The 26,059-nt window shown below is 70.7% G+C and carries 28 protein-coding genes; 13 read left to right on the top strand and 15 right to left on the bottom strand.

Annotated features, from left to right (window positions below; genetic code table 11):
* The first annotated feature begins 54 nt into the window (after positions 1-54).
* The 5 genes from groL to NJ376_RS15535 all read left to right on the top strand — a co-directional run bounded on the left by groL (position 55) and on the right by NJ376_RS15535 (position 4,588).
* Complete coding sequence (groL, locus tag NJ376_RS15555) at positions 55-1,695, top strand: chaperonin GroEL (protein ID WP_252954202.1); 1,641 nt, start codon at positions 55-57, stop codon at positions 1,693-1,695.
* A gap of 308 nt (positions 1,696-2,003) precedes the next feature.
* Positions 2,004-2,207 (top strand): cold-shock protein, encoded by a 204-nt coding sequence (locus NJ376_RS15550; RefSeq protein ID WP_252954201.1) that lies wholly within the window; start codon positions 2,004-2,006, stop codon positions 2,205-2,207.
* A gap of 93 nt (positions 2,208-2,300) precedes the next feature.
* Positions 2,301-3,833: a UxaA family hydrolase gene (locus NJ376_RS15545; RefSeq protein WP_252954200.1), complete on the top strand. Its 1,533-nt coding sequence runs from the start codon at positions 2,301-2,303 to the stop codon at positions 3,831-3,833.
* Positions 3,830-4,114, top strand: a complete 285-nt coding sequence (locus NJ376_RS15540; RefSeq protein WP_252954199.1) for a hypothetical protein — start codon at positions 3,830-3,832, stop codon at positions 4,112-4,114. The genes NJ376_RS15545 and NJ376_RS15540 overlap by 4 nt, the downstream gene beginning before the upstream one ends.
* A 279-nt stretch (positions 4,115-4,393) precedes the next feature.
* Positions 4,394-4,588, top strand: a complete 195-nt coding sequence (locus tag NJ376_RS15535) for a hypothetical protein (RefSeq protein WP_252954198.1) — start codon at positions 4,394-4,396, stop codon at positions 4,586-4,588.
* On the opposite strand, the gene NJ376_RS15530 is transcribed toward NJ376_RS15535, so the two are convergent.
* The 5 genes from NJ376_RS15530 to NJ376_RS15510 form a co-directional block, all read right to left on the bottom strand.
* Entirely contained in the window at positions 4,585-5,118 is a 534-nt protein-coding gene (locus NJ376_RS15530) for a hypothetical protein (protein WP_252954197.1), read from the bottom strand. The two genes, NJ376_RS15535 and NJ376_RS15530, sit on opposite strands and share 4 nt — an antisense overlap.
* Positions 5,119-5,382: 264 nt before the next feature.
* On the bottom strand, positions 5,383-6,234 hold the full coding sequence (locus tag NJ376_RS15525; RefSeq protein WP_252954196.1) for a fumarylacetoacetate hydrolase family protein: 852 nt from the start codon (positions 6,232-6,234) through the stop codon (positions 5,383-5,385).
* A gap of 325 nt (positions 6,235-6,559) precedes the next feature.
* Entirely contained in the window at positions 6,560-7,309 is a 750-nt protein-coding gene (locus NJ376_RS15520; protein ID WP_252954195.1) for an SDR family oxidoreductase, read from the bottom strand.
* A 78-nt stretch (positions 7,310-7,387) separates the two neighbouring features.
* Complete coding sequence (locus NJ376_RS15515) at positions 7,388-7,621, bottom strand: hypothetical protein (RefSeq protein WP_252954194.1); 234 nt, start codon at positions 7,619-7,621, stop codon at positions 7,388-7,390.
* A 241-nt stretch (positions 7,622-7,862) separates the two neighbouring features.
* Complete coding sequence (locus NJ376_RS15510) at positions 7,863-9,653, bottom strand: IlvD/Edd family dehydratase (RefSeq protein ID WP_252954193.1); 1,791 nt, start codon at positions 9,651-9,653, stop codon at positions 7,863-7,865.
* Positions 9,654-9,801: 148 nt separating this feature from the next.
* Here NJ376_RS15510 and NJ376_RS15505 point away from each other — a divergent pair, with 148 nt between their 5' ends.
* Together NJ376_RS15505 and NJ376_RS15500 are read left to right on the top strand one after the other, a co-directional pair.
* Positions 9,802-10,614, top strand: a complete 813-nt coding sequence (locus NJ376_RS15505) for a phytanoyl-CoA dioxygenase family protein (protein ID WP_252954192.1) — start codon at positions 9,802-9,804, stop codon at positions 10,612-10,614.
* Between the two features lie 164 nt (positions 10,615-10,778).
* Positions 10,779-12,332: an ABC transporter substrate-binding protein gene (locus NJ376_RS15500; protein ID WP_252954191.1), complete on the top strand. Its 1,554-nt coding sequence runs from the start codon at positions 10,779-10,781 to the stop codon at positions 12,330-12,332.
* Positions 12,333-12,466: 134 nt separating this feature from the next.
* Here NJ376_RS15500 and NJ376_RS15495 read toward each other — a convergent pair whose 3' ends face one another.
* Complete coding sequence (locus tag NJ376_RS15495; protein WP_252954190.1) at positions 12,467-13,093, bottom strand: TetR/AcrR family transcriptional regulator; 627 nt, start codon at positions 13,091-13,093, stop codon at positions 12,467-12,469.
* Between the two features lie 54 nt (positions 13,094-13,147).
* On the opposite strand from NJ376_RS15495, the gene NJ376_RS15490 reads away from it, so the two are divergent.
* A complete protein-coding gene (locus NJ376_RS15490) occupies positions 13,148-13,903 on the top strand; it encodes an SDR family NAD(P)-dependent oxidoreductase (RefSeq protein WP_252954189.1) in 756 nt (251 codons plus the stop codon).
* A gap of 196 nt (positions 13,904-14,099) precedes the next feature.
* On the opposite strand, the gene NJ376_RS15485 is transcribed toward NJ376_RS15490, so the two are convergent.
* Together NJ376_RS15485 and NJ376_RS15480 are read right to left on the bottom strand one after the other, a co-directional pair.
* Positions 14,100-15,077, bottom strand: a complete 978-nt coding sequence (locus tag NJ376_RS15485) for a tripartite tricarboxylate transporter substrate binding protein (protein WP_252954188.1) — start codon at positions 15,075-15,077, stop codon at positions 14,100-14,102.
* Between the two features lie 193 nt (positions 15,078-15,270).
* Positions 15,271-16,326: an alpha/beta hydrolase gene (locus NJ376_RS15480; protein WP_252954187.1), complete on the bottom strand. Its 1,056-nt coding sequence runs from the start codon at positions 16,324-16,326 to the stop codon at positions 15,271-15,273.
* Positions 16,327-16,499: 173 nt separating this feature from the next.
* Here NJ376_RS15480 and NJ376_RS15475 point away from each other — a divergent pair, with 173 nt between their 5' ends.
* Entirely contained in the window at positions 16,500-17,855 is a 1,356-nt protein-coding gene (locus NJ376_RS15475) for an MATE family efflux transporter (RefSeq protein WP_305879986.1), read from the top strand.
* Between the two features lie 163 nt (positions 17,856-18,018).
* Here NJ376_RS15475 and NJ376_RS15470 read toward each other — a convergent pair whose 3' ends face one another.
* Positions 18,019-19,206: an ABC transporter substrate-binding protein gene (locus NJ376_RS15470; RefSeq protein ID WP_252954186.1), complete on the bottom strand. Its 1,188-nt coding sequence runs from the start codon at positions 19,204-19,206 to the stop codon at positions 18,019-18,021.
* 212 nt (positions 19,207-19,418) lie between these two features.
* Here NJ376_RS15470 and NJ376_RS15465 point away from each other — a divergent pair, with 212 nt between their 5' ends.
* From NJ376_RS15465 to NJ376_RS15455, 3 genes are all read left to right on the top strand, one after another.
* Positions 19,419-20,093 carry a glutathione S-transferase family protein gene (locus NJ376_RS15465; RefSeq protein ID WP_252954185.1) on the top strand — a complete coding sequence of 225 codons (675 nt, stop codon included), beginning with the start codon at positions 19,419-19,421 and terminating at the stop codon, positions 20,091-20,093.
* A gap of 165 nt (positions 20,094-20,258) precedes the next feature.
* Positions 20,259-21,062: an SDR family NAD(P)-dependent oxidoreductase gene (locus NJ376_RS15460; RefSeq protein WP_252954184.1), complete on the top strand. Its 804-nt coding sequence runs from the start codon at positions 20,259-20,261 to the stop codon at positions 21,060-21,062.
* Positions 21,062-22,027, top strand: coding sequence for a Bug family tripartite tricarboxylate transporter substrate binding protein (locus NJ376_RS15455; protein ID WP_252954183.1), 966 nt, complete (start codon positions 21,062-21,064; stop codon positions 22,025-22,027). The genes NJ376_RS15460 and NJ376_RS15455 overlap by 1 nt, the downstream gene beginning before the upstream one ends.
* Here NJ376_RS15455 and NJ376_RS15450 read toward each other — a convergent pair.
* The gene (locus NJ376_RS15450; RefSeq protein WP_252954182.1) at positions 22,014-22,517 is read right to left on the bottom strand and encodes a hypothetical protein; all 504 of its coding nucleotides are present in this window, start codon (positions 22,515-22,517) and stop codon (positions 22,014-22,016) included. The genes NJ376_RS15455 and NJ376_RS15450 overlap by 14 nt on opposite strands.
* Positions 22,518-22,602: 85 nt before the next feature.
* Positions 22,603-23,502: a DMT family transporter gene (locus tag NJ376_RS15445; RefSeq protein WP_252954181.1), complete on the bottom strand. Its 900-nt coding sequence runs from the start codon at positions 23,500-23,502 to the stop codon at positions 22,603-22,605.
* 68 nt (positions 23,503-23,570) lie between these two features.
* Here NJ376_RS15445 and NJ376_RS15440 point away from each other — a divergent pair, with 68 nt between their 5' ends.
* Positions 23,571-23,912: a phage holin family protein gene (locus NJ376_RS15440; RefSeq protein WP_252954180.1), complete on the top strand. Its 342-nt coding sequence runs from the start codon at positions 23,571-23,573 to the stop codon at positions 23,910-23,912.
* Positions 23,913-24,000: 88 nt separating this feature from the next.
* Here the strand turns inward: NJ376_RS15440 and NJ376_RS15435 are convergent, their stop codons facing one another.
* From NJ376_RS15435 to NJ376_RS15420, 4 genes are all read right to left on the bottom strand, one after another.
* Positions 24,001-24,609, bottom strand: a complete 609-nt coding sequence (locus NJ376_RS15435) for a GDSL-type esterase/lipase family protein (RefSeq protein ID WP_252954179.1) — start codon at positions 24,607-24,609, stop codon at positions 24,001-24,003.
* The gene (locus tag NJ376_RS15430) at positions 24,609-24,995 is read right to left on the bottom strand and encodes a carboxymuconolactone decarboxylase family protein (protein WP_252954178.1); all 387 of its coding nucleotides are present in this window, start codon (positions 24,993-24,995) and stop codon (positions 24,609-24,611) included. The genes NJ376_RS15435 and NJ376_RS15430 overlap by 1 nt, the downstream gene beginning before the upstream one ends.
* Complete coding sequence (locus tag NJ376_RS15425) at positions 24,995-25,660, bottom strand: YciI family protein (RefSeq protein ID WP_252954177.1); 666 nt, start codon at positions 25,658-25,660, stop codon at positions 24,995-24,997. Before NJ376_RS15425 ends, NJ376_RS15430 begins: the two co-directional genes overlap by 1 nt.
* A gap of 94 nt (positions 25,661-25,754) precedes the next feature.
* On the bottom strand, positions 25,755-25,985 hold the full coding sequence (locus NJ376_RS15420) for a hypothetical protein (RefSeq protein ID WP_252954176.1): 231 nt from the start codon (positions 25,983-25,985) through the stop codon (positions 25,755-25,757).
* Positions 25,986-26,059: the final 74 nt, after the last annotated feature.

Raw genomic sequence — 26,059 nt, 5'->3', positions numbered from 1 at the left:
GCGGCCTGACGCCGCGGGCGCCGGAGCGCTCGTCCCCAACGAAGGAAGACACACATGGCTGCCAAGGACGTGAAGTTCGGCGCCGGCGCCCGCGAGCGGATGCTGCGTGGCGTCGACATCCTCGCCGATGCGGTGAAGGTGACGCTCGGCCCGAAGGGCCGCAACGTCGTGCTCGACAAGAGCTTCGGCGCGCCGCGGATCACCAAGGACGGCGTGACCGTCGCCAAGGAGATCGAGCTGGCCGACAAGTTCGAGAACATGGGCGCCCAGATGGTGCGCGAAGTGGCCTCGAAGACCAACGACCTGGCCGGTGACGGCACCACCACCGCGACCGTGCTGGCCCAGGCCATCGTCCGCGAGGGCGCGAAGGCCGTGGCCGCCGGCATGAACCCGATGGACCTGAAGCGCGGCATCGACAAGGCCGTCGCCCAGGTGGTCGCCGAGCTCGAGAGCAAGACCAAGAAGATCACCACCTCCGCCGAGGTGGCCCAGGTCGGCACCCTCTCCGCCAATGGCGAGACCGAGATCGGCGAGATGATCGCCAAGGCCATGGAGAAGGTCGGCAACGAGGGCGTGATCACGGTCGAGGAAGCGAAGAGCATCCAGACCGAGCTCGACGTCGTCGAGGGCATGCAGTTCGACCGCGGCTATGTCTCCCCGTACTTCATCACGAATGCGGAGAAGATGATCGCCGAGCTCGAGAACCCCTACATCCTGATCCACGAGAAGAAGCTGTCCGGCCTGCAGCCGATGCTGCCGCTGCTGGAAGCCGTGGTGCAGTCCGGCCGGCCGCTGGTGATCGTCGCCGAGGATGTCGAGGGCGAGGCGCTGGCCACCCTGGTGGTCAACAAGCTGCGCGGCGGCCTGAAGGTCGCGGCGGTGAAGGCTCCGGGCTTCGGCGATCGCCGCAAGGCGATGCTCGAGGACATCGCGATCCTCACCGGCGGCGAGGTGATCTCCGAGGACCTCGGCATCAAGCTCGAGAACGTGACGCTGGCGCAGCTCGGCCGCGCCAAGACGATCCGCATCGAGAAGGAGAACACCACCATCGTCGATGGTGCCGGCTCCAAGGAGGCCATCAACGGCCGCGTCGAGCAGATCAAGGCGCAGATCGAGGAGACCACCTCGGACTACGACCGCGAGAAGCTGCAGGAGCGGCTGGCGAAGCTGGCGGGCGGCGTTGCCGTGATCCGCGTCGGCGGCTCCACCGAGGTCGAGGTGAAGGAGCGCAAGGACCGCGTCGATGACGCGCTGCATGCGACCCGCGCCGCGGTGCAGGAAGGCATCGTGCCGGGCGGCGGCGTGGCGCTGCTGCGCGCCTCCGAGAACCTGGCCTCGCTCAAGGGCCTGAACAACGACGAGCAGGTCGGCATCGAGATCGTCCGCAAGGCGATCCAGGCGCCGGCGAAGCAGATCGCCACGAATGCCGGCAAGGACGGCGCCGTGGTGGCCGGCGAAGTGCTGCGCAACAGCACCTACGCCTACGGCTACGACGCCCAGAAGGACGAGTACAAGGACCTCGTCTCGGCCGGCATCATCGACCCGACCAAGGTCGTGCGCACCGCGCTGCAGGACGCCGCTTCGGTGGCCGCGCTGCTGATCACCACCGAGGCGATGGTGGCGGAGCGGCCGGAAAAGAAGGCCCCGCCGGCGCCGGGTGGCGACATGGGCGGCATGGGCGGCATGGATTTCTGATCCACCGCTCAGGTCAGGACGGAAGGGGGCGGGGCCGCAAGGCCCCGCCCTTTTTCATGCGCCGTCCGCGCTACGGCGAATTTGAGCATGTTGCAACCTTTCCGCGTCTTGACGGGGCGACGCTCACGGTCTTGCGTGTGCGATTTCGTTGACTTCAACCGGCAGATCTGTGTCCACTGCCACGGCCAGCCGACCGAAGACCGCCTTGCCGTGCCTGCCGGACCACCCGGTTGCCCACCAAGCCGATCCCGCCGGTGGTTATCCGCGGGGCGATTGGCGCCCCCGCATTGCGAAGGAGGGTGCATCGCATGGCGATCGGCACCGTGAAGTGGTTCAACGCAACCAAGGGCTTCGGCTTCATCGTTCCGCAGGATGGCGGCAAGGATGTGTTCGTGCACATCACCGCCGTGCAGAAGGCCGGGCTGCAGGGGCTGCAGGAGAATCAGAAGGTCAGCTACGAGGTGGTGATGGAGCGCGGCAAGGCTGCCGCGGCCAATCTGAAGCCCGTCTGACACCGCCTTCCTGATGCCGCCGGCGCCAGCCAGGCAGTGAGGGCGACAGCCCCGCGGGCCATTGCTAGGATCGCCGCCACAGGGAGAAGCCCCATGGACGCGATCACCCAGCCCCCCATCATCCGCCTGCACCCGGAAGACGGCGTCGTCATCGCCCGCCAGGTGCTGCCGCCGGGGACGAGCGTGGCGCCGGGCGTCACCACCTCAGCGCGCATCCCGGCGGGGCACAAGGTGGCGGTGGTGCCGCATGTGAAGGGGGAGCCGGTCCGGCGCTACGGCCAGATCATCGGCTTCGCGACAGAGGCCATCCTGCCCGGGCAATGGGTGCACACCCATAACCTCGCCATGGGGGATTTCGCCCGCGACTATGCCTGGGGCGTCGATGCAAGGCCGACCGAGCCCGTGCCGGTGCCCGCCACCTTCCTTGGGCTGCGCCGCGCCGATGGCCGGGTGGCGACGCGCAACTACATCGGCATCGTCACCAGCGTGAACTGCTCCGCCCATGTGGCGGAGCTGATCGCCCAGGCCTTCCGCCGCAACCCACTGACCGGCGAGGATCCGCTGGCCGCCTGGCCGAATGTGGACGGCGTGGTGGCGCTGACCCACAAGACCGGCTGCGGCATGACGGAGGGCGAGCCGCTGCGCCTGCTGCGCCGGACCCTCGGCGGCTTCGCGCGGCATGCCAATTTCTCCCATGTCATCGCCATCGGCCTCGGCTGCGAGGTGAACCAGATCGGCGGGCTGCTGGAGGAGCAGCGCCTCTCCGGCCGGTTGCGCAACATGTACATCCAGGAGATGGGCGGCACGCGAAAGACGGTGCAGGCGGGCATCGACTTCGTGAAGGAGGTGCTGGAGGAGGCCAACCGCGTGCGACGGGAGACGGTGCCGGCGAGCGAGCTTTGCGTCGCGTTGCAATGCGGCGGCTCGGACGGCTATTCCGGCATCACCGCCAACCCGGCGCTGGGCGCTGCCAGCGACCTCGTGGTGCGGCATGGCGGCACGGTGATCCTCTCCGAGAGCCCCGAGACCTACGGCGCGGAGCATCTGCTGACGCGCCGCGCGGTGAGCCGGGAGGTCGGCCAGAAACTGGTCGACATCATGCATTGGTGGGAGGAGTACACGGCGCGCGAGGGCGCCGAGATGAACGCCAACCCCTCCCCCGGCAACAAGGCGGGCGGGCTGACCACCATCCTGGAAAAGTCGCTCGGCGCCATGGCCAAGGCGGGCACCACCAACCTGGTGGATGTGGTGCGCTATGCCGAGCCGGTGACGGCGAAGGGCTTCGTCTTCATGGACACGCCGGGCTACGACCCGGTGGGGGCGACGGGGCAGGTGGCCGGCGGCGCCAACCTGCTCTGCTTCACCACCGGCCGTGGCAGCGTCTTCGGCTGCAAGCCGACGCCCTCCATCAAGCTGGCGACCAACACGCCGATGTACCAGCGGATGGAGGACGACATGGACGTCAATTGCGGCACCATCCTCACCGGCGAGGAGAGCGTGCAGCAGGTGGGCGAGCGGATCTTCCGGCTGATGCTGGCCACGGCGAGCGGCCAGCGGACGAAGAGCGAGAGCTTCGATTTCGGCGCGGCGGAATTCGCGCCCTGGGTGTTGGGCGCGACGATGTGAGTGATGCGCTGCCCTACCGATCGGAATTCGTCGCGGCGCTGAACCTGTTGGCCCAGGCCTGCACCATGGTGAAGCAGGAGGGCCATCCTCTCCCCATCCTGGTCGGCGGGGCGGTGGTCGAGTTCGATACCGGCAGCCAGACACCTCCGGCGATTTCGACTTCGTGGCGAGTGCCGAGGAGGCTTTTGCCGAGGCGCTGCTGGCGGTGGGATTCCTGCGAGAGGACCGCCGAGGCCGTCTTCGCAACGGCTTTTACCATCCGGACATCGCTATCGGCGTAGAAATGGTTTCCGGTTCCTATTTCGACGGCCAGGCTGAGCGGTCCCGCCTGCGGCTGGTGGAGTTGGAGAACGGTACAATCTGCATGGCGCCGACCGAGGAGCTAATTGCCGACCGGATCGGGCAATGGGTGGCCTCCCGCGAGCGGGACCGTGAGTTGCTGACGCAGGCTGCCGCTCTCTACGGCCTCGCTGCCAGCCTCGACGATGACTACCTTGACAGGCGTTTCGGCAGGAAACCGCCCGCGCCCATGGCATGGACCTCCTGCAGAGCCTTTGGTCGTGACCCGCATCACCCTCGCGGAACGGGGAGAGCAGATCCAGCGCAAGCTGGATGCGGGCTTTCGCCTGCCCGCGGTAACGGAGCTGGCCAATAGCGGCCGTCGCCGCACCCCGGAAAAGCGCGCTCTGCTGGCGAAGCTGGAGGAAGTGGCAGCCGCCCAGGGACGGATTCCGCCCTTCCGCGCCAGATACTAACCCACCGCGAACATCCGCTTCGCCTTCTCCACATCATAGGGCCGCTCTTCCAGCGTTTCCGGCTCCCATTCGCTGCGCTCGGCGGCGAAGAAATCGCCGCCATAGACATGGATGGCCCCGGTCAGCCGCCCCAGCGGGTTGGTGACGGAGTGGATGATGTCCTGGCCCAGCGCCGTGCAATCCCCGGCGCGCAGGGATTTCGCCCCGGCCGCCTCCACGCGGCCGGCCCGTCCCTCCGGCAGGCGGCGCCAGAAGATGTTGTCCTCGCCGCCGGTATAGACGCCGATCACCGCCCACATGCCGTGGTTGTGCGGCATCACCGTCATCCGCGGCGCCCAGATGACGTTGAGGATCGTCAGCTCCGGCGAGCGATGGAGCGGCACCAGCCCGCCCACCTTCGGCTCCCCGAGCCCCGACAGCACCGCGCCGGGCTCGCGCATCGCCCGCGCCGTCAACTCCCGCACCGCGCGCTGGCCGCCTTCGGCGAGGGCGGCGCGGCATTCCTCGATGAAGCGCTGCAGATCGAACATGGCACGGCCTCCCGCCGCGGAGACTAGAGCATTTCGGTTCACATGCGTTCACCGAAAACGCTCTACGCCTTTGTTTGCAGAGCAGATTCACGCCTTCGGGCGATGCCGCCCTACGGCGATCTGCTCTAGCGGAGCGGCGGGCGGCGTAACCAGCAGGAACCGCGGCCGGTTCGTTCCCGGCCAGGCCCGTGCCCGGCGCCGACAGCCCTTCCCGCCGGCCGTGGCATTCCCTCCGGCCGGCGGGAAGGGCGGGGCGTGGCGGCCCTACCCCTCGTAGGCGATCGTCCGCTGGGTCTGCTCGCCCAGCCCCTCGATGCCGAGCTTCATCGCCTGCCCGGCCTTCAGGAAGACCGGGTTCGGCTTCTTGCCCAGACCGACGCCGGGCGGCGTGCCGGTGAAGATCACGTCGCCCGGATGCAGCGTGATCATGTGCGAGACGTAGGCGACCAGCGTCTTCACCCCGAAGATCATGGTGCGGGTGGAGCCGTCCTGCATGCGCTGGCCATCCACGTCGCAGAACATCGAGAGGTTCTGCGGGTCCGGCACCTCGTCCTTCGTCACCAGCCAGGGGCCGACCGGGCCGAAGGTGTCGCAGCCCTTGCCCTTGTCCCAGGACCCGCCGCGCTCGATCTGCCATTCGCGCTCGGAGACGTCGTTGCCCACGGCATAGCCGGCCACATGGTCCAGCGCCTCCGCCTCGGAGACGCATTTGGCCTTGCTGCCGATGATGATGCAGAGCTCGACTTCCCAGTCGGTCTTCACGCTGTTCTTCGGAATGATGACGTCGTCATTCGGCCCGCTCAGGGCGCCAAGCGACTTCAGGAAGACGATCGGCTCCTTCGGCACCGGCGCGCCGGTCTCCGCCGCGTGGTCGGCGTAGTTCAGGCCGATGCAGACCAGGTTCTTCATGCCGATGACGGGCGGGCCGAGGCGCGGAGTGCCGGAAATGGCGGGCAGCGAGCCCGGATCCAGCGCGGCGAGCTTCGCCAGCCCGGCCGGGGAGAGCGCCTCCCCGGCCAGGTCGGAGACCACGCCGGAGAGATCGCGGATGGTGCCGCCGGCATCGAGCAGGCCCGGCTTCTCCTGGCCCGCGGGGCCGTAGCGCAACAGCTTCATCTCTCGGTCTCCTGCTCCTGGTTTGCACGGCCGCGCAGTGCGGGCCGACCTGCATTTTGGTGTGGGCAGTGCATGGCCACCCGCTCATCCTTCCTGGGCGTGCCGCCCGGCCGCGCATCCCGGGCGCTCGACACCGCCGAGCGTACCGCAAGCCAAGGCCCTGGTCCGGTTTGCGCGTCAAGGGTGCGGCGAAGCCGCACCGCGCTTCGCGCGGCGAAGTCCTCGATGCGCGACCCGGACCATTGCTCTCGTGAATGGTCGCCTTCGACGGTGTCGAACGCGTCACAGGATGCCTCCGCGCAACGCATCGAGGCGGGCGGGAAGATCACAGCGTCCAGCCGCCATCGATGACGATGGCCTGGCCGGTGACGAAGGTGCTCTCCGGCGCCGCAAGATAGACGACCAGCGCCGCCATTTCCTCCGCCGTGGCCAGCCGCCCCATGGCCTGGCGGGCGACGAAGGCGGCGCGCGCCTGTTCCAGCCCGCCGGCCGCCGCGGCATTGGCGGCGATGCGCTCGCCGAGGGAAGGCGTGTCCACCGTGCCGGGGCAGAGGCAATTGCAGCGAATGCCCTGGGTCACGTATTCCGTCGCCACGGATTTCGTCAGCCCGATCACCGCCGCCTTGGTGGTGCCGTAGAGGAAGCGGTTCGGCGCGCCCTTCACGCTGGAACAGGCGGAGGCCATGTTGACGATGGCGCCGCCGCCACGGCCGGCCATGCCGGGCAGCGCGGCGCGGATGGTCTGCCACATGCTGCGGACATTCAGCGCGAAGGCGAAGTCCCACTCCGCATCGGTGCAGGTCTCGACGGTGTTCTGGTGGACGAAGCCGGCGCAGTTGAACAGCACGTCCAGCGGCCCGGCAGCTGCGATGGCGGCGGCCACCGCCGCGTCATCCAGCACGTCCAGCGCGCGCACCTCGATGCCATGCGCCTCAAGCCCCGCGAGCTTCGCCGCATCGCGGTCGGTCGCAACGACGCGGCCGCCCTCGGCCGCCATGGCGATGGCGCTGGCCCGGCCGATGCCCTGGCCAGCCGCCGTCACGAAGCATCGTTTCCCCGCCAGCCTGCCGGCCATGGCCGCGCCTCCGTCCCGTCCTTGCCGCCCATGATCACGGCGGCGGGGGGGACGTCAAATTCGGCGCGCTGCCCCGTCTCAGCGGGCGGAGGCGACGCGCCCCTCCACCGTCAGGCGAAGGCTGCGTGGCTCCGGGGTGCGGGCACGGGCCTCCGCCGGGCGCGTGGGCGCAGCTTGCGGCACCGTCAGCACCACCCGCCGGTTCTGCTCCAGCGTCCGCGCCGCGGCGTCGGTCGGCGGATCACCGGAGGATTGCGCAAAGGCAGGCATGGCGCCAAGCAGCAGCGCTGCGGCAAGCATAGTCCGTCGCATGGAATATCCCTTCCCAGATCTCAACCGGCCAAGACCGGTGCTTGGCCGCCAAGATGGGGAGGGATGCCGCGCCGCACAAATGCGAAAGATCAATGGGGGGTATCCGGCGCGCAAATGCAGCGCCGAGGCCGCACTTGCCCCGCGGGACCACCTGCTACCCTGCCGGCGGGTGGCCGCCCTTCGCATGGCGGCGCGATGGCAACCGCCACACGGCCTCCGGCGCCGGGCAGCGGCCACACGCTCAATGGTTGTGGCGGCTCTCGCCCCTTTTCTCCAGGATGTTGAGATAGGCCGTCGCCGGTTCCAGGCAACCGCCCGTGCCGAGCTGGCCGACCATGCTGCGCTGGATCTCCTCCCAGGGCGTCTTGTTCGGCAGGTCCGGCTTCTTCCAGGCCGCGCGCCGCGCCGCCAGCTCCTCTGCCGGGATCAGCACATCCGCCTTGCGGGTGTTCAGGTCGATGCGGATGGGGTCGCCGGATTTCAGCAGCGCCAGCCCGCCGCCCACCACGCTTTCGGGCGAGACGTTGAGGATGGAGGGGCTGGCGGAGGTGCCGCTCTGCCGCCCATCGCCCATGGTGGGCAGGCTGTCGATGCCGGCTTTGATGAGGGCGGCGGGGGGCTGCATGTTCACCACCTCCGCGCTGCCGGGGTAGCCGACCGGGCCGCTGTTGCGGATGACCAGCACCGTGCGCTCATCGATGCCGAGGGAGGGGTCCTCGATCCGGTCGTGGTAATCCTCCGGTCCCTCGAAGACCACCACCTTGCCCTCGAAGACGCCGGGCGGGTTGGACAGGAAGCGCTGGCGGAACTTCTCATCGATGACGCTGATCTTCATCACGGCGCTATCGAAAATATTGCCGGAGAGGATGGCAAAGCCGGCATGCGCCCTCAGCGGCGTCGTATAGGCGCGGATCACCTCGCGGTCCGGCTCCGGCAGCGCCTCCACATTCGCCGCCATGGTCCGGCCCGTCACGGTCAGGACGTCGCCATGGATCTTCCCGGCAAACAGCAACTCCCGCATCACCGCCGGCACGCCGCCGGCGCGGTGGAAGGCCTCGCCCAGGAAGCGGCCGGCCGGCTGGCAATCCACCAGCAGCGGGATGTCATGGCCGAGGCGGTCCCAATCCTCGATCTTCAGCTCCACGCCCATATGGCGGGCGATGGCGATGATGTGCGGCGGGCAGTTGGTGGAGGCGCCGAGCGCGCTGGCGGCGACGATCGCGTTCTCGAAGGCCTGGCGCGTCATGATGTCGGAGGGGCGGAGATTCTCCTGCACCATCTGCACGATGCGCATGCCCGTCGCATGCGCCATCTGCCCGCGCTCCCGGTAGGGGCCGGGGATGGCGGCGCAGCCGGGCAGCGACATGCCGAGCGCCTCGGCGAGCGAGTTCATGGAGAGCGCCGTGCCCATGGTGTTGCAATGGCCGACGCTGGTGGAGGAGCTCGCCACCAGCTCCATGAAGCCGTTGTAGTCCAGCTTGCCCTCGGCCAGCATCTTCCGGGCTTCCCAGACGATGGTGCCGCTGCCGGTGAGCCTGCCGCCGTAATGCCCATCCAGCATCGGGCCGCCGCTGAAGACGATGGCGGGGATGTTCACCGTCGCCGCGCCCATCAGGCAGGCGGGGGTGGTCTTGTCGCAGCCCGTGGTCAGCACCACGCCGTCGATCGGGTAGCCGTGCAGCACCTCGACGAGGGAGAGATAGGCAAGGTTGCGGTCGAGCGCGGCGGTCGGGCGCTTGCCTGTCTCCTGGATCGGGTGGATCGGGAATTCCAGCGGGATGCCGCCGGCATCGCGGATGCCGGCCTTGATGCGGTCCGCCAGGGCGAGGTGGTGGCGGTTGCAGGGGGCGATGTCGCTGCCGGTCTGGGCGATGCCGATGATCGGCTTGCCGGATTGCAGCTCCCCGCGCGTCATGCCGAAATTGAGGAAGCGCTCGACATAGAGCGCGGTCATGCCCGGATCCTCCGGGTCGTCGAACCAGCGCTGGCTGCGCAGCTTGAAGCTCTTCTTGGTCTGGTCGGAACCGGCCATGGCGCGCACTCCCTGGGGGAATCGACCCTGAATCCGCATCCCCCGGCCTGTCAACGCCGGGCTGTCCCTGCCGTGCCGCAACAGCCGCGTTGACAGGCACCCGCCGCTCCCCGCCTAATGGTTCATCAGTATCAGAAAGACCCTCGCCATGCCGAAGAAGCTGACTGAGGCACAGGTCACGGAATACCGGGAGCAGGGCTTCACCGCCCCCATCCCCATCCTGACGCCCGAGGAGGTGCAGCGGAACCGGGCCGCGCTGGAGGCCTATGAGGCGATCAAGGGGAAGCCGCTGGCCTTCCCGGAAAAGTCCAAATGCCACCTGCTGTTTGCCTGGGCGGATGCGCTGGTGCACCACCCGGCGGTGCTGGATGCGGTGGAGGATGTCATCGGCCCGGACATCATGCTCTTCCACTTCACCCTGCAGACCAAGGAGGCGCATCGCCCGACCTATGCCGAATGGCACCAGGACGATGCCTATTTCCGGCTGGACCCGCCGGAGCAGGTGACCGCCTGGCTGGCGCTCTCGGACGCCTCCGCCCTGTCCGGCTGCATGCGGATGCTGCCGGGCAGCCACAAGCGCGGCACCGTCAGCCATTTCGACAAGCCCGGCGAGGAGAACATCATCCGCCGCGGCATGACGGTGGAGGGCCTGACCTGGGAAGATGGGGTGCTGGCGCCGCTGAAGGCGGGCGAGATGTCGCTGCACCACACCCATACCCTGCACGCCTCCGGCCCGAATGACAGCGATGACCGCCGCATCGGCCTTACCCTCAGCTACATCCCGACGCGCTGCCGCCCGACCGGCGATGTGCGGCCATCCGCCCTCCTGGTACGCGGCGAGGACCGCTACGGGCATTTCGAGCGGGAGACGCGGCTGACGCAGGAGCTGACGCCAGAGGCCAGGGCCGCGCATCGCCGCGCCTGCGGCCTCTACACCTCGCTGGCCGGGATCGCTGCATGACTTGCTCCCTCCGACACCGCTTCGCGGCGTCGCGGAGGCTGCCCCGCGTGGCGCCCTCCGATCAACGCTTCGGCACAGCCTGCCGCGGCAAAGCTGCGGCAGGGCAACGGGCGGCCGGGCGGCGCCTCGCGCGCCTTCTTGCACCTTTCGCGCTGCTGGTCTGCATGGTGCAGGCTGCCGCCGCACAGACGCTCCGCATCGGCATGACGGCCACCGACGTGCCGACCACCAGCGGCATGCCGGACAACGGCTTCGAGGGCACGCGCGTCCTAGGCTACCCGGTCTTCGAGGCGCTGACGCTCTGGGATCTCTCCCGCTCCGACGTCCGGGCCGGCCTCCGCCCCGGCCTGGCCGAGCGCTGGGAGCAGGATGCGGCGGACCCGAAGACCTGGATCTTCCACCTCCGTCAGGGTGTGAAATTCCATGACGGCACGCCCTTCAACGCCAATGCGGTGATCTGGAACCTCGCCCGCTTCTGGAAGCAGGACAGCCCGCAATTCGATGCGGCGGGCAGCGGCGTGGTGCGCAGCCGGGCGACGCTGGTCGCCTCCTACCGCAAGATCGATGACCGGACCGTTGCCATCACCACGACGCGGCCGGCCTCCTACTTCCCCTATATGGCGGTCTACATCCTCATCACCTCGCCCGCCTCCTTCGACAAGGGCGGGCGGGACTGGGCGAAGGCGGCGCTGGCCATGCCGGCCGGCACCGGGCCCTTCCGCCTGGCGCGCGTCACGCCGCGGGTGCAGGCGGATATCGTCCCCAACCAAGACTACTGGGACGAGGGCAGGCGGCCGAAGATCGAGCGCATCTCCCTGATCCCAATCCCGGAGCCGATGACGCGGGTGAATGCGCTCCGCTCCGGCCAAGTGGACTGGATCGAGGCGCCGCCGCCGGATTCCATCCCCTCCCTCCGCCAGGCCGGCTTCAACATCGTCACCAACCCCTACCCGCATACCTGGGGCTGGCTGCTGAGCCTGGCCGGGCCGAACACGCCCTTCACCGATGTGCGGGGGCGCCGGGCGCTGAATTACTCCGTGGACCGGGACGGCATGGTGGCGCTGCTGAACGGCACGGCGGAGCCGGCCGTCGGCATCTTCCGCACCGCGGACAACATCTTCGGCAACCCGCAGCAGCGCTACCGGCATGACCCGGCGCTGGGCCGCGCCCTGCTGAAGGAGGCCGGCTATGGGCCGGCGAAGCCGCTGCGCTTCAAGGTGCTGATCTCCACCAGCGGCTCCGGCCAGATGCTGCCGCTGCCGATGAACGAGTTCCTCCAGGCCAATATGCGGGAAAGCTGCGGCGTGGAGGTGAGCTTCGAGGTGGTGGAATTCGGCACGGTGCTGATCCAGACGCGCTCGGCGCCGGACAGCCCCGGGCTGCGCGGGTCGCTCGCGCTGAACACCGCGCCGCCCACCTCGGACCCGGCGCAGATCGTCCGCTACACCGCCGCCGCCTCCGCCGCCCCGGCCGGCGTCAACTGGTCCCACTACATGGACCCGCGCTACAACGCGCTGCTGGAACGGATGGAGCTGGCGCGCGACCCGGCGGCCGCGGAAGCGGCGCTGCGTGCGGCGCATGAGGTCTTCGTGGACGACGCCCCGTGGGTCTTCATCGTCCATGACCTGAATGCCCGGGCGATGACCCGCAACGTCCGCGGCTTCGTCCAGGCGCAAAGCTGGTTCCAGGACTTCGTCCCGGTGACCATGGTGCGTTGAGGCAGATGGGTCACGACGGCCGATGGGCTCATGCCACGCACGGCGCAACCGCTGCGCTGAGGCGGGTCTGCCGCTTCAGCCTGTGCAAAGCCTCCACGCATCCCTGCGGCGTCGCGGAGCGACGTCGCGGGGAGCTAAGCCGGCGCGGTCCAGCTCTCCTGCCAGCCTGCCCTCGGCCGCAGCACCTTCTCCATGAAGTCCAGCGCCACCGCCTCGCTGAAGCGGCCGACGCCGAACAGGAACCGGTACCAGAGGGCGCCATAGAGCATGTCGTGCAGCTCCTCCGCCTCCCCCGTCGCCGCGAAGCTGCCATCCGCCTGGCCACGGCCAATCAGCCGGATCGCCGCATCCCGCCGATGCGCCAGGTAGCGGTCGCGCAGGATATGCGCCATCTCCGGGTCCGCAAGGCTCTCGCCCAGCACCGCGCGGGCCAGGGCGCCGTTCATGCCGTTCAGCCGCCGCCCGAACGTCGCCAGGTTGTTGGCGATGGCGAGGATGGGCGGCAGCGATTCATCCAGCGGCTGGGTCTCGGCGACGCGCCGCAGCAGGGCATCGATGAACAGCGCCAGCCGCGACGGCCAGCGCCGATAGAGCGTGATCTTGGAAAGCCCGGCGCGCTCGGCGATCCGTTCCATGGTGATGTCCTGGACCGGCGCGATCTCCAGCAGCTCGATCACGGCATCCAGGGCGCGGTCCTCCGCGCCTTCCAGGCGCGGACGGCCGCGTGGCCGGGGTGCGGCCAGCAGGTTCTCGTGTGACACCGGTGTAGTCCTCCAGCGGTGCAGGTGTCAGGTTTCAGGCCAGGAATCAAGCGAATGAGCGTAGCGAGCCAGGAATTTCGCAACCGTCGTCTCCTGATTGTCGGGGGCGGCTCCGGCATCGGCGCGGCGACCGTTGCCCTCGCCGCCGCCCGCGGCGCAACCCTCGCTGTCTCCGTGCTGGACGAGGCGGAAGCGGCGGCGCTGACGGCGGCGCATCCCGGCATCGCGGTGCAGAAGCTGGACCTGCGGGAGCGGGAGATGGTGGCGCCGGTACTGGGCGGGCTGATCGCCGGCATGGGCGGCGTGGACGCGGTGGTCTACAGCGCCGGCATCATGATCCGCACCGCCGCCGCGGAAATGCCGGACGCCGATTGGGATCGGCTGATGGAGATCAACCTGACCGGCGGCTTCCGCGTGCTGCGGGAGGTGCTGCCGGCGCTCGAGGCCTCGCCCAGCCTGCCGGCTGCGGTGATCGTCTCCTCGCAGCTCGGCACGGTCGGCTTCCGCGCCGGCGCGGCCTATGCGGCGAGCAAATTCGGGCTGAACGGCCTCGTCGCCTCCATAGCGCTGGAATACGCCCCACGCGGCGTGCGGGTGAACGCCGTGGGCCCCGGCCCGACCGAGACGCCGCTGACCGCGGCGAGCCGTGCCGATCCGAAGATCTTCGCGGAGATGGTGGGCAACATCCCGATGGGCCGCTACGGCAAGCCGGAAGAGATCGCGGAGGTGATCCTCTTCCTCGCCTCCACCCGCGCCAGCTTCGTCACCGGCCAGTGCTGGTGCGTCGACGGAGGGTATGTGGCGAAATAGGCTGCGCCGGGAAGTCCCGGGCTTTGCCCCGGCCCCGGTGAGAGGCTTGCTGCACGGCGGTTCGGCCAGCCCCCTCATCCCGACGGCAGGTGATCGTGACCGATCAACTGCCCTTGGCCGCCGGCGGGCAGCATCCGCAGCCTCGGCATCGGTCGGGACCGATGCCGCTGGCATCAGGGCCAGGGATCGCGCCGGCTCAGTCGGGGCGGATATTGCCGGCGCGGATGACCTCGGCCCATTTGGCGATCTCGGCTTCCAGGAAGCGGCCCATCTCCGCCGAGGTGCCGCCGCCGGGGACCGCGCCCTGCGCCTCGAGCTGGCTGCGGAAGGCGGGGGAGGTGAGGATCTTCCCCACCTCCGCGTTCAGCCGCTCGATCGCCGCCGGCGGCGTGCCGGCCGGCGCCATCAGCGCGTTCCAGGTATAGGCGTCGTAACCCGGCAACCCGGCCTCGGCGATGGTTGGCAGATCGGGCCAGGAGGAGATGCGCTCCTTCGTCGTCACCGCCAGCGCGCGCAGCCGCCCGCCGCGCACCTGTGGGCCGGAGGAGAGGGCGCTGTCGAACAGCACGTCGCATTCCCCGGCGACCACGGCCGTCACCGCCGGGCCGCTGCCGCGATAGGGGACATGCGTCATCTCGATGCCGGCCATGGACTTGAACAGCTCCCCCGCCAGGTGGGAGGGCTGGCCGGTGCCGATGGAGCAATAGTTCAGCCGCCCGCCCTGCGCCTTGGCCTGGGCCACGAATTCGGCGACGGAGCGCGGCGCCCGGTCCATCGGCGCCACCATCAGCAGCGGGTAGATGGCGACCAGCAGGATGGGAGCGAAGCCGCGCACGGGCTCATAGGGGACGGAGGGGAAGAGGCTCGGGTTGATCGCCTGCGGGCCGCTCGCCGTCATCAGCAGGGTATGGCCGTCCGGCGCCGCCCGCGCCGCCACCTCGGTCCCGATCATGCCGGAGGCGCCGCCACGATTCTCGATGACCACGGGCTGGCCCAGCGCCTCCCCCAGCGGCGAGGCGATGAGGCGGGAGACGACATCGGTGGAGCCGCCCGGCGGGAAGGCGACGATGATGCGCACCGGCCGGTCCGGCGCCCAGCGCGGCTGGGCGGCCGCCCGCCGCAGCAGCGGCGCGGCGAGCAAGGGCGTGGCGAGCAACAGGGCGCGGCGCTGCATGCGCGGTTTCCTCCCGGGTTGTTTGCCGGAGAGGATGCGCTGCTTCCGCGCCCCGCTCAATCCAGGACAGGCCGCCCCGCGAAACCGGACCGGCCGTTGTCCTGAAGCGGTTTTGCCGCTTCAGGCTGTGCGAGACCTGTCCGCAGGAAGCGCCTCCGGGGCCCCCATGAAGCCGCCCAGCGGCTTCATGGGATTAACCAATCGCCTCCTCCAGGAAGACCTGCACGGCCTGGAACAGGGCGCCGCGGTTGCGCTCCATGATGATGGTATGGGTCCCCTCCCCCAGCATCACCAGCCGCTTGCCGGGGCTGGAGGTCAGCAGCGGGAAAAGGGTGCTGGCCATCACCGGCGGCGTGTCGCGGTCCCATTCCGCCACCACCAGCAGGGTGGGGGCGGCGATCTTCGCTGGATCGTAGAAGGGCTTGCCGGCCTGCCAGAATTCCCGGCTGTCCTGCAGCACGCCATTCGGCGCCCGCAGCGCCGGCGGGTTGCGGCGCAGCCCGTCCGGATCGGTGGCCCAGGTGAGGCCGGCCCAGTGCTCGAACCAGCCGGGCGGGATCAGCGCCGCCTTCTTCGCCTCCGGCACCCCGTTCAGCCAGCGCTCCCGCGCCTGGGCCTGGGTGACCCAGCGATAGGCGCCGAGTTCGCCGGTATTGCCGGAGGCGGCGGGGCTCGGCCCCTCCCGCAGCCATTGCGGCGCGTAGAGCACCAGGCGCTCCACCAGGGTGGGGTTGTCCGCCGCGAAGCGCGCCATCAGGCTGGTGCCCCAGGACCAGCCCATATGGACGATCTTCGGCAGCGACCGGCGCTGCCGGATGAAACCGGCGACGGCGGCGATGTCCGCCACCGCGACCTCGCCGCGCACCAGGGGCTGGTTGGCCTCCGGCGGCTGGGACATCTCGGGCGGCCTTGTGCTGCGGCCATAGCCGCGCAGGTCCATGCACCACACATCGAAGCCGCGGCCGGCGATGTAGTCCATCCAGGACAGGCCGCCGAGCGGCAGGTCGAAGGCGGAGTGCGCCGGGTAGGTGGCGCCATGGACGAAGAGCAGTGTGCGGTCCGGCCGCGCCGCCAGCCCGTCCGGCCGCTTGTTGCGGACGAAGAGCTCGATGCCGGCATCGCGGGACGGCACCATGAACTCCTCGGTCAGCACCGGGGCGGCGGCCGAGGGGGCAGTCTGGGCTGCGGCCGGCAGGATGGCGGCGCTGGCCATCAGGGGCGGGGCGGCAAGGATCGTGCGGCGCTGCATGCGTCTCTCCAGGGGCTTTGGCGGGAGGCTAGCAGCCTCGCGACGGGCCCAGGAAGCCGGGGCGTGGCCGGCATGGCAGGGCCGTCCAGGGCGCGCTTGCTTCGCCGGGGGCCTTCCGGGCTACAAGCCGCGCAATGAGGAAACCCCATGATCGCGCGGCCTGGCGAGAGGCCATGGCCGTGCTCGCCCTCGCCTGGCCGCTGGCGCTGACCAATCTCAGCCAGCATCTGATGACCCTGACCAACGCCGTCATCCTCGGCTGGCACTCGACCGAAGCGCTGGCCGCAGCGACGCTCGGCGCCAATCTCTACTGGGTGCTGATGGCCCCGGCGCTTGGCACCGGCTTCGCCGCCGGGCCGATCCTCGCCCAGGCGCGCGGCCAGGGGCGGCGGCCGGGCGGGGCGGGGCGCGGCTGGGTGCGGGAGATGCGGCGGGGCGCGAGGGCCTCGCTGCTCGCCTCCCTGCTATTGCTGATCCCCTCCCTTCTGGTGCTCTGGCATGCGGAGGCGGTCCTGCTGCTGCTGGGGCAGGAGGCGCGGCTGGCGGCGCTGGCCGGCGAGTATCTCCGGGCCATGATGTGGGGGCTGTTGCCCTTCACCCTGTTCATCGTGCTGCGCGGCTTCACCGCGGCGATGGAGCGGCCGGGCCCCGCGCTCTGGATCACCGGCATCGCGGTGGGGCTGAACGCGCTGCTCTGCCGGCTGCTGGTCTTCGGCGGCTTCGGCTGGGAGGGGCTCGGCATCGCCGGGGCGGGGCTGGCGAGCCTGCTGGCCGATCTCTTCCTGGCCGGCGGCCTCTATGCGGTGGTGGCGTGGGACCGGCAGCTCGGCCGCTTCCGCCTGCTCGGGCGGTTCTGGCGCTGGGATGCGGCGCGCATTGCGGAGGTCTGGCGCGTTGGCCTGCCGATCAGCGGCACCATGCTGCTCGAGATCGGCGTCTTCACCGCCGCGGCGCTGGCCATGGGCTGGTTCGGCGCGGTGGCGGTCGCGGCGCATGCCATCGCGCTGCAGGTGGCGGCCTGCACCTTCATGGTGCCCATGGGCATCGGCCAGGCGGCGACGGCGCGGGTCGGCATCCTGGCCGGCGCGGGAGAGGCGGCGGGGGCGCGGCTGGCCGGCTGGGTGTCGGTCGGGCTCGGCGCCGGCTTCATGGCGGCGATGGCGCTGCTGCTGATCCTGCTGGCGCCGGCGATCGCCCGCGCCTTCCTCGACATGCGGGCGGCGGATGCGGCGGAGGCGGCGGCGCTGGGGGCCGTGCTGCTGACCGTGGCGGGGCTGTTCCAGTTGGCCGACGGCATCCAGGCCGTGGCCGGCGGGGCGCTGCGCGGGCTGAAGGATACGCGGGTGCCGATGCTGCTGGCGGCGCTCGGCTATTGGGGGCTGGGCATGCCGGTGGGGCTGGGGCTGGCGCTGCCGGGCGGGTTCGGGCCGCTCGGCATCTGGCTGGGGCTGGCGGCGGGGCTGGCGGTGGTGGCGGCGCTGATGCTGCGGCGCTGGTCCCGGCTGGCGGCGGCGCCGGCCCTGGGCTGAGGCGGGCTGCCGGCTCCGTCCTATCGGCCGCCCAGGCGCCGCCGACCTGCCCCTGGCCGGCGGCACTTGGCCGGATGCATTCCTGCTCCCGGCCATCGGCAGCAGCAGGCGGGACACCGCGCCAAGCAGGCGCTGATCGCACCTGCCGACGCGGTGCGCCGGGTCAGCTCCGGACCAGCGGGCAGCCGCCCTCGTTCAGCGGCCGGGCCGCCGCGGCGGCGTCCGTGGTCTGCAGCAGCTTGTAGTAGTCGAACGCCCCGCGGCTTTCCTCGGGCTTCTTCACCTCGAAGAGATAGGCGGGATGCAGCTTCCGGCCATCGGCGCGGATGCTGCCGGGGCCGAAGGCGTCGTCATCCGTGGGCATCGCCTTCATGCGGGCCACGGTCTCCGCGCCGCTGGCCTTGGCGGCCCGCACCCCGAGATCCGCCGCCGCCTTGAGGTAGTGCAGGATGGCGGAGTACTCGCCGGCCTGGATCATGCAGATCGGCACCTGTCCGGCATTTGCCCGAACCCGCTGGGAGAAGGCACGGGTGCGGTCGTTCAGGTCCCAGTAGAAGGTCTCGGTGCAGACCAGCCCCTGCGCGGTCTGCAGGCCCAGCGCATGCACGTCCGGCAGGAACATCAGCAGGGAGGCGAGCTTGATGCCCCGGCGCGTGATGCCGAATTCCGCCGCCTGCTTGATGCAGTTCACCGTATCCGTGCCGGCATTGGCGAGGCCGATGACCTTGGCGCGGCTGGCCTGCGCCTGCAGCAGGAAGGAGGAGAAATCCGTGGTCCCGGGGAAGGGGGTGCGCGCCGCGCCGAGCACCTTGCCGCCAGCCGCCTGCACGAAGGCGGTCGTGTCGCGTTCCAGCGAATGGCCGAAGGCATAGTCGGCGGTGAGGAAGTACCAGGTGTCGCCGCCCGCCCGCACCGTCGCCGCGCCGGTGGACTGGGCCAGCATGTAGGTGTCGTACACCCATTGCAGCGTATTCGCCGTGCAGGCCTTGCCGGTCAGGTCGGAGGTGGCGGGCGAGGTGGCGAGCGCGACCTTGTTCTTCTCCCGCGTCAGCTCGGCCACCGCCAGCGCGACGGAGGAGGCGGCGAGGCCGACCACGGCATCCACGCCGTCCCGGTCATACCATTGCCGCGCGATGTTCAGCGCGACATCGGGCCGGTTCTGGTGGTCGGCGACGAGCAATTCGACATCGAAGCCCCGGCCGGCGAATTCCTGCACCGCAAGCCGGGCGCAGGCCACCGAGACCGGCCCGTTGACGTCGCGATAGGTCCCGGACATGTCGGTGAGGACGCCGATCCGGATGGTGTTGGCGGCTTGCGCCCGCGCCGTGCCCCAGGGCAGGCCGGCGGCCATCGCTGCAGCACCCGCCTGGAACAGGCTTCTTCTTGGCATACCCATGGTCGTTTTCCCTTGCGTCACCAGTCGAACGGGTGCGTCTTGCCGGCGGGCATCCTTACCGTTCCTTATCCGCCGTGTCATGTCGGGTGCCGCCGGCGTCGCGTGCCTGCGGGGCGCTTGCGGGGATGGACCAATCGGCGTCCCATGCGGGGCGGAGGACCCCCACCATGCTGAAATTCTATTACCACACCGCGCCGAATCCGATGAAGGTCGCGCTCTTCCTGGAGGAAGCCGGCCTGCCCTACGAGGCGGTGCCGGTGGACACGCGCAAGGGCGAGCAGCACACTCCCGAATTCCTCGCCATCAACCCGAATGCGAAGACGCCGGCCATCACCGATGACGGCAAGCCGGTCTTCGACAGCAACGCCATCCTGCTCTACCTGGCGGAGAAGACCGGCCAGTTCCTGCCGCCCGCCGAGCTGCGCGGCGAGACGCTTTCCTGGCTGTTCTTCATCGCCTCCGGCATCGGGCCCTATTCCGGGCAGAGCGTGCATTTCGCCAACCACGCACCGGAGAAGCTGCCCTACGCCATCAAGCGCTACGATTACGAGGCGAAGCGCCACTGGGGCATCCTGAACGAGCGGCTGGCGACGCGGGAGTGGCTGGTGGGCGACAGCTATTCCATCGTGGACATGGCGGCCTGGGGCTGGGAACGCGCCGCGGCTTTTGTGCTGGGCGCCGAGGGCTGGGCGGCGGTGCCGCATGTGCAGCGGCATTTCGCCGCCATCAATGCACGGCCGGCGGCGGCGCGGGCCAATGCCCTGAAGGACCGCCACGCTTTCAAGACCGAGATGGATGAGGAAGCGCGCCGGGCGATGTTCCGGCACGTGGCGGCCGAATAGCGCGCGGCACTCCCTGCCCCCAGGGCGAGGAGGGATGCTGCGCCGCCGCCGGTCGCCCCGGTGGATGGCGCACATCGCCCTTCTCTCCCATGGCTTGTCCTCCCGCCGCCAGCCGCTAGGCTTCGGGGATATCCGCGCAGCCGGATCGCAGTGGGAGAGAAGCGCATGCTCAACCTGGCCGGAAAGGTCGCAATCGTCACCGGGGCCGGCTCCGTCGGGCCCGGCTGGGGCAATGGCAAGGCCACCGCCGTGCTGCTCGCCCGCCAGGGTGCCAGCGTCTTCGCCATCGACATCGTGCCGGCGGCGGTCGAGGAGACCCTCGGCATCATCACCGGGGAGGGCAACACCGCCACCGCCCATGTCTGCGACATGCTGGACAGCGCGGCGGTGGAAGCAGCCGTCGCCGCCTGCCTGCAGCGCTTCGGCCGCATCGATATCCTGGTGAACAATGTCGGCGGCTCCGCCCCCGGCGGCCCGGCGGACATGCCGGAGGAGCTGTGGGACCGGCAGATCGACTTCAACCTGAAGACCGCCTTCCTCGGCTGCAAATACGTGTTGCCGGTGATGGAGGCGCAGGGCTCCGGCGCGGTGGTGAACCTTTCCTCCGTCGCCGGGCTGCGCATGGGCTCGGCCCGCGTCCATGTCGCCTATTCCGCCAGCAAGGCCGGCATCATCGGCTTCAGCAAGTCGGTCGCCATGGGCTATGCGAAGAAGGGCATCCGCTGCAACACGGTGGTGCCCGGGCTCATGCACACTCCGCTGGTGGAGCACCGCCTGGTCCGCCAGCTCGGCGCCAATGACGCGGAGGCGCTGATCGCCAAGCGCAATGCCAGCGTGCCGATGGGCCATATGGGCACCGCCTGGGACATCGCCCATGCCGTGCTCTACCTGGTCTCGGATGAGGCGCGCTACGTCACGGGCACCGAGATCATCGTCGATGGCGGCTTCACCGCTTCCGGTCCCGTGTGATGCGCCGCCGCGCGATCCTCGCCGCCCCCGCCCTGCTCGCCGCCCTGCCGGCGCGGGCGCAGGAGGCCTTCCCGAACCGCCCCGTCACCATCCTCGTCGCCTCCCCCGCCGGGGGTGGCACGGATTTCTCCGCCCGGCTGATCGCCGAGCCGCTGGCCCAGCGCCTCGGCGTGCCGGTGGTGGTGGAGAACCGGCCGGGCGGCAATGGCAGCATCGGCCTGCTCGCCACCGCCCGCGCCCGGCCGGACGGCCATACGCTGACGGTCGGCTATTCCGGCACCATGACCGGCCGGCCGGCGGTGGAGGGCGTGGCGGACCTCGACCCGCAGAAGGATTTCGCCCCCATCGCCCTGCTGACCGACACGCCGCAGGTGATGCTGGTGCATCCCTCCCTCCCGGTCCGCACCCTGCCGGAATTCGTGGCCTATGCGAAGCAGCGGCCCGGCCAGCTCAACTACGCCTCGGCCGGCAATGGCTCCCTGCACCATCTGGGGACGGAGCTGCTGAAGCGCCGCACCGGCATCGACCTGGTGCATGTCCCCTATCGCGGCACCGGGGAGACGATCAGCGACCTGATCGCCGGGCGGGTGCAGTTCTACATGAACTCCCCGCCGCCGGTGATCGGCTTCGTCCGCGACGGCAGGCTGCGCGCCATCGCCACCACCGGCCAGCAGCGCCATCCGGCCCTGCCGGAGGTGCCTTCGCTGGCGGAGGTCGGCATCGCCGACATGCCGGTGAATGTCTGGTACGCGCTCTACGCCCCCGCGCGCACGCCGCAACCGGTACAGGACCGGCTGGCGCGGGAGGTGATGGCGGTGCTGGCCATGCCCGAGGTGCAGTCCCGTGCCGCGGAGGCCGGCACCTTCGTCACCCCGGCCGCTGGCCCCGCCGTCGCCGCGCGGCTGGCGCGGGAGATCGCCGCCTGGACGGAGGTGGTGAAGGCGGCAGGGATCAAGCCGGATTGAGGCTGGGGGCCAGGCCGAGGAAGGCCAGCGCCTCCTCCGGCAGGGCCATCCCCTCCGGCAGCAGGCCGCGGCAGGCCGCCGCCGGCTCGGCGGCCACGCTGTGGTGGACCTCCGGCAGGATCGCGTTCAGATAGGTCGCGACGAAGCCCATGCCGGGGTCATGGCTCAACAGCACCTGGCGGGAGGGCGCCGGCTCCGGGCAGGCCTCCCGGCGCAGCGCGGCCAGGGCGTTGATGCCTTCCACCCCGAGATGGCCGGTGAAGCGGCGCAGATCGGCGACCGTGTTCCAACCGGCGACCTCCGGCCGGCTCCGCAGCGCCTCCCCCAGCCCCGCCAGCACCTGGCCCAGCCGCACCTCGCCCAGGTAGCGCAGCAGCAGCAGCCGCAGCGCCGGCAGCAGGAGGAGGTCGAACCTCCCCTCCCCGGGCGGGGGAGGATCGAGAGGGGCGAAGGATGGCAGGGCGGTGACCCTTTTCCCGGGCAGGTTCACGAAGTCGTGCAGGCTTATTCCAGAAACCTACGACGACGTCTCATTTCACGCCACAATCTACCGCGACTGCGAAGAGCGCGTCAATTTAGAGCTTCGCGACCTCACGGCGGCCGGCCAGCGCCGCCAGCAGCCCGCCCCCGGCCACCAGCGCGGTCGCCAGCAGCACCCGTCCGCTCAGCCGCCCCTCCCCCACCGCGGCCAGCAGCAGGGTGGAGGCGACCGGGGTGGCATAGCCCAGCGTGCCGAGCAGCCGCGGATCGCCCCGCTTCATGCCCAGATCCCAAAGGAAGAAGGCCGCCCCCATCGGCCCCGCGCCCAGCAGCAGCACCGCCAGCCAATGCCGCGCCGTCAGCTCGGCCGGCGGCTCCAGCGCCCAGTGGCCGAGCCCGGCCAGGGCGGCGGAGGCCAGACAGAAGCCGGCCACCGCCTCGGTCGGCACCGCGGCGAAGCGGGCGGCGGTGACGGAATAGAGCGCCCAGGTGAGGGCCGCCCCGAGCGCGCAGGCGAAGCCGGCCAGCGCCGAGACCGGGAAGCTGGCGCCGCCGCCGAGCAGGAGGGCCGCCCCCGCCGCCCCCAGCGCCACCCCCGCCAGCCGCTGCCTGCCGAGCGGCAGCCCGCGCAGCGGCGCCGAGAGCAGCACGATGAGCAGCGGCCAGAGGTAGTTCAGCAAGTTCGCCTCCACCGGCGGCGCCAGGGCCAGAGCGGCGAAGTAAAGGGCATGGAACCCGGCCAGCCCGCCGACGCCATGCGCCCAGGCGAGGCCACCCTGGCGCAGCGCCCCCAGCCGCCCGCGCGCCGCGACCACGGCAAGCCCCAGCAGCCCGCCCGCGGCGAAGCCGAGCGCGGTGATGAGCAGCGGCGGCAGGGGCTGGGCCAGCCGGGCGAGCGGGGCGAGGAAGGCCCAGAGCGCCAGGGCGGCGCAACCGGCGAGGGTGGCACGGCGGGAGGCGGACAGGGGCGGGTCTCCTGGCGGCGATGACGTCACGCCTTTGGGCATTTCCCCCGCCGGCCGGCTGCTCTATGCCGCCGGCAGTGTTCGAGGGCGAGAGGGTTATGGGGTTCCTGATCCGGCTGCTGCTCACCGCCTTCGCCCTCTGGATCGCCGCCGAGATCGTGCCGGGGATCGAGGTGCGGGGCCTTGGCTCGCTGCTGCTGGCGGCCTTCGTCTTCGGCCTGGTGAATGCGCTGGTGCGGCCGGTGGCGGTGCTGCTGACCCTGCCGCTGACCCTGCTGACCTTCGGCCTGTTCCTGCTGGTGGTGAATGCGGCGATGCTCGGCCTGACGGCTTGGCTGCTGCCCGGCTTCCGGGTGGCGGGGTTCGGGCCGGCGCTGCTGGGGGCGCTGCTGGTCTCGGTGGTGAGCTGGGCGACGGCGCGGCAGGTGGCGAAGGATTGAGGGGGCGTTGCCCCTCTCAAGCTCCCCCACCAAAGGCCGAAAGGCCTTTGGAAACCATGAGTCTGTGATCACAAGCGGAAAGCTTGGGCTATCCGGCCACCAGGGCGCGCCAGGCGGGCCAGGCCTCCACCAGCCCGGCAAGGACGGCGTAGCCGGCGCCATCCGGGTGCACGCCGTCGCGGCGCTGCGTCCCTGCCCGCCAGGCCGGAGTGGCGGCAAGCGCCGCATGCAGGGGCAGGAAGGGCACCTCCAGCTCCGCCGCCACCGCCGCCAGCACCGGTTCCAGCGCCGCCGCCCGGGCATCATGCGCGGCGTCATGGCAGATCGGCGGCACGCCGAGCAGCAGCACCGGCCAGCGCGCCGCGCCCCAGGCGAGGATCTCCCGCACATTCTCCGCCACCTGCGCGGGCGGCACCCGCGGCGCGTCGTCAAGGAAGGTGGTGTCGTTGCCGCCGCAGCAGAGCACCAGCCCCTGCCCGTCGCCGGGATTGCCGAGCAGCCGCGCCAGCACCTCCGCCCCTGCCCGGCGCAGCATGTCCGCACTGGTGTCCCGCCGCACGCCGAGATTGTAGGGGGTCAGCGCCACGCCGCGCGCCCAGGCCTGGGCAGTGACGCGGCCGACCCAGCCGAGGCCGGTCTCGTCCCCGACGCCGGCGGTGAAGCTGTCGCCGAGGAAGCAGATCCGCAGGTCACGCATCAGTCGAAGGCCGGGTCGATGGGCACGCGCAGCGCCTCGGCCAGGCGGTTGGTCTCCGCCGCCATGCCGACCACCGCCAGCAGCTCGCCGAACATCGCCTCATCCATGCCGGCACGGCGGGCGGCGGCGGTGTGGCTGGCGGTGCAATAGGCGCAGCCGGCGGCCATGGAGGCGGCGAGGTAGAGCATCTCCTTCGTCCGCGCATCCAGCGCGCCGGGCGCCATCACCTCGCTGAGGCTTTCCCAGGTACGCTTCAAGCTGGGCGGGTCCACCGCCAGCGCCTTCCAGAAATTATTCACATCCGGCACGCCGCGCGCCGCCTTGATGGCGTCGAAGACGGCGCGGACCTCTGGCGGGGCCTCGGCATATTCGACGAGGCGCGGCATCACGCGGCGCCCGGCAGGGGACGGTAGGGCAGCGGCGCAAAGCGCGTGCCGTAGAGCGTGACGTCACGCCAGACCCCGCCCGTCACATAGGGGTCCTCCGCCATCCAGGCCTGGGCCGCGGCGTCGTTGTCCCGGGCGATGACGGCGACGGAGCCGATCATCCTCCCCTCCGGCCGGTCGAGTATGGCGCCGCCGATGGCGAGCGTCCCATCCGCCGCCATGGACCGGACGCGGGCGAAATGCGCCTCCCGCACCGCCAGCCGGCGCTGCTCGGCGCCCGGATCGGTGCCGTCCAGGGCGAGGATGACCGTATGGGTGCGGGAGCTGGCCATGGGCGTGCCCGGCTGCGGCAGCGGCCGGTAGGGCAGCGGCGCGATGCGGAAGGGCCGCACCTCCACCCGCTGCCAGACCTGCTGCGCCGGATCGGTGCGGTCGTTGAAGGGCTCCGCCGCCAGATAGGCGTCGAGCCCGGCCTGGTCCGGTACGTCCAGGATCATCAGCGAGCCGGCGATCTTCCCCTCGGCGGTGAAGAGCGGCACGCCGAAGGCGAGGCGGCCATCCCGCGCCCATTCCGTGATGACGGCGAGGTGGCGATCCCGCGCCGCCATCCGCCGAGGCAGGGCACCCTCATCCTGCCCGTCCCAGCCGAACACCGCATAGGCCATGCCGTCCTCCCGCTCTGCCCCGCACGCTCCCCGCCGCGGCAGACGGCAGGGAAGCGCCAGGGCGGCGGAGAATGCCGCCGAATGGCCGCCGGCGCTACTTGTTGGTGCGGCCGCGCTGGCCGGGATTGACGCCGCCCTGCCGCGTCGTGTCGTTCATCACGTCGCCTTCCTCGGTGGCGTCGCCGGCCAGGAGCTCCTTCCGGTCGCCGCCCTTGCTGCTGCCGATGCCGGGGTTGCGCTTCAGGTCGTCCGGCGGGCGCGGCGTATCGCCGTCATCGATGGCGCCACCGCGGTTGGCGGGGCCTTGCGGGTGCTTGTTGGTCATGGGCTGCCTCCTGCCATGTCCGCCAGCAACGGCAGGCCCGCCGCGATGTTCCCGACGCATCCCCCGGCAGAACA

The sequence above is a fragment of the Siccirubricoccus soli genome (genome assembly GCF_024178315.1).
Classification (GTDB): Bacteria; Pseudomonadota; Alphaproteobacteria; order Acetobacterales; family Acetobacteraceae; genus Siccirubricoccus; species Siccirubricoccus soli.
This window is presented reverse-complemented; position numbering and strand designations above follow the sequence as displayed.